The organism is Plantactinospora sp. ZYX-F-223 (genome assembly GCF_039649625.1).
Taxonomy (GTDB): domain Bacteria; phylum Actinomycetota; class Actinomycetes; order Mycobacteriales; family Micromonosporaceae; genus Plantactinospora.
Window position 1 is genome coordinate 22,654 of the sequence record NZ_JBDJAV010000074.1, and the last position, 6,106, is coordinate 28,759.

Below are 6,106 nucleotides of genomic sequence, written 5' to 3' on the forward strand. Positions count from 1 at the left end.
TCGAGCCGCTGCCTGCCCCGAAGTAGGGTCACCCGGTGACCGCGTACGACATCGCCGCCAGGCTGCCTTCCATCGACCGGCTGCGGCAGCGCTGCAAGGCATTGGCCGTGCTTGAACGCATCATCGACGGCGGCGCCGCCTACTACGCCTACATCTCGACCTGGGGTACGGACGAGGCGGCGCTGATGAGCAACGGCAGCGGCGACGAGTGGGCCATCGCGTTCACCGCCGACGGCGCGTTCATCCGGGTCTTTGATCATGAGTCGGCAATGTCGCCCTACGGCGATCCGGACCACGAGTTGTGGCCGGGGCTGCTTGACGGCATCCCCGCAGTGTTGCGCCCGCAGATGGAGGAACCCGCGTTCTGCGACGAGTCCGGGCAGTTCCTCGCCACCGCGGTGCTGTGGCGGTTGGTTGGTGACGACCGCTGGCACGCCGGCGAGGGCATCACCTTCCCTGCACTGCGCGGGCGGTACGACGGCATCGGGCCGGATGGGTCCGGCATGCTTGAGATCCTGCTCGACGACATCGTCGACAGGTTCGTAGAGTTCGCCGGCGACTACTACGAGATCGAGGTGGACCGGGCGGCAGTCGAGCACGTCGTCGCCCACCGGCCGCTCACCGACCCCGTTATACAGGCCCTCAATCCTCAACTCGCCGTCGCCGACCTGAGGGAAGACATCGCCGCCATCGGTTACCCGATCGCCGTGATGTAGCGGCGGTTTGTCACGTCGGGACCAGAGGGCACCCGCCTCGCAGCAGAACAGTGCGTCCGTGCGGCGGCGGATCGCGGATACCGCTGGCAGGGGCACGTAACCGGCCGTTGCGTCAGAGGATACCTACCAGTACTATGCATCGTACTTCTAGGGTTAGGGGCTGGGTGAGGTCTCGTGAAGGTCGCTAAGGATTTGGTGGCCGCCTCGGCGACACCGATGGTGCTCGGCATCCTGACCGAGGGCGAGAGCTACGGCTACGCCATCCTCAGGCGGATCAACGAGCTGTCCGGGGGCGAGCTGGACTGGACCGAGGGGCTGCTGTACCCGTTGTTGCACCGGCTTGAGCGCCTCGGTTATGTGGAGTCGAGCTGGCAGACGGTTACCGGCGAGCGAAAGCGCAAGTACTACCGCATCACCGACAAGGGTCTGGCTGAGCTGGCCGAGCAGCGCCGGCAGTGGGACACCGTCGTAGACGCGCTCAAGGAGGTCTGGCGTGACCGTGTGCCGCTGACGGTGAACCCGTTGGAGAGCGGCGCATGACGGCGCAGGACGGGCATGAGGAGTTGGAAGCGCAGTTCGAGCAGTGGCGCCGGTACGTGCTTCGCCGCAGGGAACTGCAACCGTTCGACGCCGACGAGCTCGAAGACCACCTCCGCGGCTCCGTTGACGAGCTCGTCACAGCAGGCCTGAGCCCGGATGAGGCGTTCCTGGTCGCGGTCAAACGGATGGGCAGCCTCGACGAACTCTCCCGCGAGTTCGCCCGGGAGCATTCGGAACGGCTGTGGAAACAGCTGGTGCTGACCGCCGATCCCGGCAGCCCGGTCGCCGGCACGCGCTCCGGGCGGGACCTGTGGGTCATGGTCAGCTGCGCGGCGGGCGCGGCGGCGTCCGTCAAGGTGCCGGCACTGTTCGGGCTGAGCTTTGAGGACGACAGCTCGTTCTATGCGCGGAACTTCACCCTGTTCGCGCTGCCCTGGCTGGCGGCGTTCCTGGCCTGGCGCCGGAAAGCCCGACGGTCGGTGATCGCGACACTGATGGCGCTGTTCGCTCTCGGCGCCGTGGCGGCCAATGCCTACCCCCTGGCGGACAAGTCGCAGTCCGTGGTCGTCACCAGCATCCACCTCCCCATCGCCCTGTGGCTCGTGGTCGGTCTGGCCTATGTCGCCGACGACTGGCGTTCCTCCCGTCGACGCATGGACTTCATCCGCTTCACCGGTGAGTGGTTCATCTACCTGGTACTCATGGCCCTCGGCGGCGGTGTACTCTCCGCCTTCCTGTTCAACACCTTCAAGGCCATCGGAATCGTCCCGGAGGAGTTCATCTCGCATTGGCTCCTTCCCTGTGGCGCCACGGCCGCAGTCGTCGTGGCCGGGTGGCTCGTAGAGGCCAAGCAGAGTGTCGTCGAGAACATCGCGCCCGTCCTCACGCGGTTGTTCACCCCGCTCTTCACGGCCGCCCTCCTCGCCTTCCTCGTCGCCGTCGTCTGGACCAGCCACGGCATCGACGTCGAGCGCGAAGCGCTGATCCTGTTCGACCTCCTGCTGGTCGTGGTGCTGGGGCTGCTGCTCTACTCGCTCTCGGCCCGCGATCCGCTGGCCCCGCCCGGCCCGTTCGACAAACTCCAGCTCGCGCTCGTGGTCAGTGCGTTGGCCATCGACGTGCTGGTGCTGATGGAGATCACCGGGCGCATCACCGACGAATACGGCAGTACGCCCAATAGGGCGGCCGCGCTCGGCGAGAACGTCATCCTGCTGGTCAACCTCGCGTGGTCGGCGTGGCTCCTGCTGACCTTCATCCGTCGGCGCACGCCGTTCGCGGCGCTCGAACGTTGGCAGACCGGCTACCTGCCGGTGTACGCCGCGTGGGCCTGGATCGTGGTCCTCGTCTTTCCTCCCTTGTTCAGCTACGTCTAACCGGGAAGGTCCACCCCCAAATGACAGCAATGTCGCCCGCCTGGCGGTGTGACAGGCCTGTCGTAACGCTCGCGTGCCAAGCAGGCACATTCGGCCCAGTAGTGCTCCGGGAGCGCGTACCGTCATCGGCGACGCCGGCGTCCACGGCCGCCCCGGCGGCAAGCCCCCTGGAGCTCGATGGCTGGGTCAGGGAATGAATTGCACTTCCGGGAATGCCGGGTTCGGGCCGCGCAGCAGGTGTCCCCGGTGGCGTAGATGCAGGTCGAAGAACGCGAGCGGGTATGCCTGCTGGATCCGTACCGCCCGGAACGGGTCGAGGGTGCCGATCCAGCTGGCGAGTTCCTCGTCACTCATCCCGATGATCGTCGCCAGTTGCGGGATCAGCCACTGGTGATCGATGTACGACGAGTGGGCGGCGCCGTCGGCGTGCACGTTCAGCCGCCATCCGTGCAGGTAGTAGGACCAGACCTCGTTGACGCTCGGCTCGGCGGCCCGGGTGTACTCCGCGGTCATCAGCATGAACGGCCGGCCGATCTCGGTGACCGGTGGGTTCGACTGCATCGGGCCGTCGAGGCTTAGCCCGGCCCGGACGCGCTGGTCCTGGTTCATGACGAGGGCGGTCGCGGTCGCGCCCTTCGACCAGCCGGCCATGCCGATGCGGCGCAGGTCGAGCGCGGCGCCCAGGCCGGCCGGCAACGGACGGCGCTCGGCGTCGGGATTGCGGCCGGCGGCCAGGTCCTCGACACGGTCGAGGACGAACCGGAGGTCGTAGGAGGAGTCCCACGGTGTGAACGACTGGCCAAGGGGGACGGTGAGCCGGCCGTCGGGGAACTCGCCGAATCCGTCGTACGTGTGATCCACCGTGACCACGACGTAGCCGTGGCTGACGAGTTCCTGGACCACAATGGTGGCCTCGGCACGGTGACTGTCGTTGCCGTGGGAGTACACGATCACGGGCCGCCGTCCGGGTGTCCGCAGTACCGGCGCTCCCACACGGCCGGCCGTGAAGGGTGCCGCCGCGGCGTCGGCGTCGAACCCGGCGGACGCGAGCAGCGCGCGCATCGGCGCGGCGGGCAGCCACGGCGCTACCGGGTGACGCCGGGCGTCGTGGGTGGCGGGGTACCAGACGCTGGCCATGAGTTCGCGGTAGCGCCCCGGGCCGGCGACGGGATCCGGGCGGGATTTGTCGACGAGGTGCAGCGACACGGTGCCCACCCGGTGCGGCCCGGTGGGCGGGGGCAGGGTAAGCCGTGCCGGGCCGGGCGCGGCCGGCGTCGCCCACCCGCGGCCGGCGCCGCCGAGCGGCACGGCGACACCGGCGGCGAGCGCGGCTGTGAGCAGGTGTCGGCGGGTCGGGGCGATGGTCATCGGCCCTCCGGGGTGTCGGTGGTCTCGACGCGCGTGATGAGCAGCTTGAGTCGCGCGATCTCTTCGGCGAGCGCGGTGTTGCCGGCGGCGGTGAGGGTGATCCAGGTACGGCCGCGCCGGCCCTCGTACCCCTTCTCCACGGCGATCATGCCGGCGTTCTCGAGTACGCCGAGGTGTTTGGAGAGGTTGCCGGCGGTCAGCTCAAGTTGGGTGCGAAGGTAGCCGAACTCCACCCGTCGGGCCTCGTGCGCGATGGTGAGGATGCCCAATCTGACCCGTTGGTGCACCACGTCGTCCAGGCCGGTGACCGGATGGGCGGACGGGGCGTGCGGGTGGGGGATGTCGGCCTCGGTGGTCACCGCTGCCGCCCGCGGGCCACCGCGAAACCGACCGCGCCCAGTAGCAGCGCGGCGCCACCGATGACCTGCGGCAGCAGCAAGTCCGTCGCGTGTCCCCAGAAGCGGGGAATCCTGAAGGTGTCGATCGGCACCAGCACCAGCGCCAGATATCCGAGGGTGAACAGCAGCAGCGCGGGGTGCCGCTCCAGCCAGGCCAGCACCAGCAGCGCCACCCCGATCGTGCCTACCGGTGCGATCAGGCGGTCCAGCAGCATCACCCAGGACGGCAACGGTTCGGTCGGCAGCGGGTGGCTCTGCCAGTAGAGGAACACCAGCAGCCACGCGACGGCGGACAGGACGGCCAGCGCGACTCCGGTGAGCACGTACGGCAGCACCCGAGCGCCCAGCCCCCGCGCCCGGGTGACCCGCACGGCGTACAGGGCGATCGCCGTGTACGCCAGCAGCAGCGCCGGCAGCCAGTAGAACGCCCTGTCCAGCCCCCGGATGTAGCACGCCCCGGTGCCGCCCTCGGCGAATGCGCGCCCGCAGTCGGCGTCGAGGAAGTACCAGCCGACCGGGATCGCCGCCAACGTCACTGCAGCCAACACCAGCAGCGCGATCCAGGTCACCCGCTGGTCAAGACGCACCCGGTGGGCGAGGGCGCGCACGTCGGAGAGCAGCCGGCGGGGATCGCCGCCGGCGGGCACCGAATCAGTGGTCATGCCAATAGGTTTCCACGGCAAACCTATTTTCGCTAGTACGAGTTTCGGTGATTGCCACACGATCAGCCCGGAGCGGTACCAGCCCGCGCGGGTCTCGGCTCCGCGCAACAAGGCGCCACCTAAGTCGTCGCACACCGACACCGGAACCAAGATCAGGTGTCCGCTCATCGGCAGAGTCGTGCGCGCGATCGTCTACCCCGGTCGACACGGACGGTGACTGCTGCGTGTCAGTGCACGCGCCCCAAGGGTGAACTGCGGAGCGAGCGCGGCGAACGCCGCCCTTGGACGACCCACTGTCACCGACCTCGTACACGAAGACGCACGCTCGTCATCGGGTGCTCGGACCCCAACGACCCGCGCCGACGTCACCTTCAGTCACGAAGCGCGACGTGCCCAGGGACGCTCATCGGGCCAGCTGATATGGCCGGTGCGTCGGGAGCGTTCTGCGGCAGATCCGCATGGGTCAGAATGTGCCGATGACGATCTCCGCTGACGACTCCGGTCCGGTCCGGATTGTGACGGCCGTTCTTCGCGACGGCGATCGGGTGTTGCTGTGTCATCGAAGCCCCGGACGCCGTTGGTATCCCGACGTGTGGGACCTGCCGGGCGGTCATGTTGAGGAGGGGGAGGATCCGAAAGAGAGCCTTGTCCGCGAGCTTCGGGAGGAGTTGGGAATCACGGCGTCGAAGCCGTCCGGCCCGCCGATGCATGAGATCCGGACCGCGACGTTCGACATGCAGATCTGGTTGGTCGACAGGTGGACCGGAACACCCGTCAACGCCGCGCCGGACGAGCACGACGCTGTGGCGTGGTTCGAGACGTCCGACCTTGACAGCCTGCGTCTCGCCCACGAGTCGTATCTCTCGATGCTCACCGCCGTGCTCGTCACGTGACGTCGCTCCGGAAGCCAGGGGTGCGCGCTCATCGGCATGATCGGGAGCCGTGCCGAACGTACGTCGCCACGCTCTGTGACCCGTGCGCAGCCCGCCGCCGTGCGTGCTCTGCGGCGGAAGCGTGCACCTGACCTTGGCCGTCGTGTGGCTGGTCGC

Annotated in this window: 7 protein-coding genes; 4 read left to right on the plus strand and 3 right to left on the minus strand. The window is 68.4% G+C overall.

All coding sequences use genetic code 11. The annotated features are described in order from the left end of the window. The first annotated feature begins 35 nt into the window (after nt 1-35). The 3 genes from AAH979_RS39760 (at nt 36) to AAH979_RS39770 (ending at nt 2,629) form a co-directional block, all read left to right on the plus strand. Entirely contained in the window at nt 36-716 is a 681-nt protein-coding gene (locus tag AAH979_RS39760; RefSeq protein ID WP_346263282.1) for a hypothetical protein, read from the plus strand. A gap of 174 nt (nt 717-890) precedes the next feature. Beyond that, on the plus strand, nt 891-1,256 hold the full coding sequence (locus AAH979_RS39765; RefSeq protein ID WP_346263283.1) for a PadR family transcriptional regulator: 366 nt from the start codon (nt 891-893) through the stop codon (nt 1,254-1,256). Next, entirely contained in the window at nt 1,253-2,629 is a 1,377-nt protein-coding gene (locus AAH979_RS39770) for a permease prefix domain 1-containing protein (protein WP_346263284.1), read from the plus strand. Before AAH979_RS39765 ends, AAH979_RS39770 begins: the two co-directional genes overlap by 4 nt. A gap of 186 nt (nt 2,630-2,815) precedes the next feature. On the opposite strand, the gene AAH979_RS39775 is transcribed toward AAH979_RS39770, so the two are convergent. The 3 genes from AAH979_RS39775 to AAH979_RS39785 are packed head-to-tail and all read right to left on the minus strand — an operon-like array spanning nt 2,816 to nt 5,057. Next, the gene (locus AAH979_RS39775; protein WP_346263285.1) at nt 2,816-3,997 is read right to left on the minus strand and encodes an acetylhydrolase; all 1,182 of its coding nucleotides are present in this window, start codon (nt 3,995-3,997) and stop codon (nt 2,816-2,818) included. Next, nucleotides 3,994-4,356, minus strand: a complete 363-nt coding sequence (locus tag AAH979_RS39780; protein WP_346263286.1) for a transcriptional regulator — start codon at nt 4,354-4,356, stop codon at nt 3,994-3,996. The genes AAH979_RS39775 and AAH979_RS39780 overlap by 4 nt, the downstream gene beginning before the upstream one ends. Then, complete coding sequence (locus tag AAH979_RS39785; protein WP_346263287.1) at nt 4,353-5,057, minus strand: hypothetical protein; 705 nt, start codon at nt 5,055-5,057, stop codon at nt 4,353-4,355. The genes AAH979_RS39780 and AAH979_RS39785 overlap by 4 nt, the downstream gene beginning before the upstream one ends. A 476-nt stretch (nt 5,058-5,533) precedes the next feature. On the opposite strand from AAH979_RS39785, the gene AAH979_RS39790 reads away from it, so the two are divergent. Continuing rightward, nucleotides 5,534-5,950, plus strand: a complete 417-nt coding sequence (locus AAH979_RS39790; protein ID WP_346263288.1) for an NUDIX hydrolase — start codon at nt 5,534-5,536, stop codon at nt 5,948-5,950. Nucleotides 5,951-6,106 lie beyond the last annotated feature (156 nt).

Excerpts from the sequence above, each read along its gene's own strand:
- AAH979_RS39770 (WP_346263284.1), top strand. The coding sequence starts at position 1,253 with ATGACGGCGCAGGACGGGCATGAGGAGTTGGAAGCGCAGTTCGAGCAG.
- AAH979_RS39775 (WP_346263285.1), bottom strand. The coding sequence starts at position 3,997 with ATGACCATCGCCCCGACCCGCCGACACCTGCTCACAGCCGCGCTCGCC.
- AAH979_RS39785 (WP_346263287.1), bottom strand. The coding sequence starts at position 5,057 with ATGACCACTGATTCGGTGCCCGCCGGCGGCGATCCCCGCCGGCTGCTC.
- AAH979_RS39790 (WP_346263288.1), top strand. The coding sequence starts at position 5,534 with ATGACGATCTCCGCTGACGACTCCGGTCCGGTCCGGATTGTGACGGCC.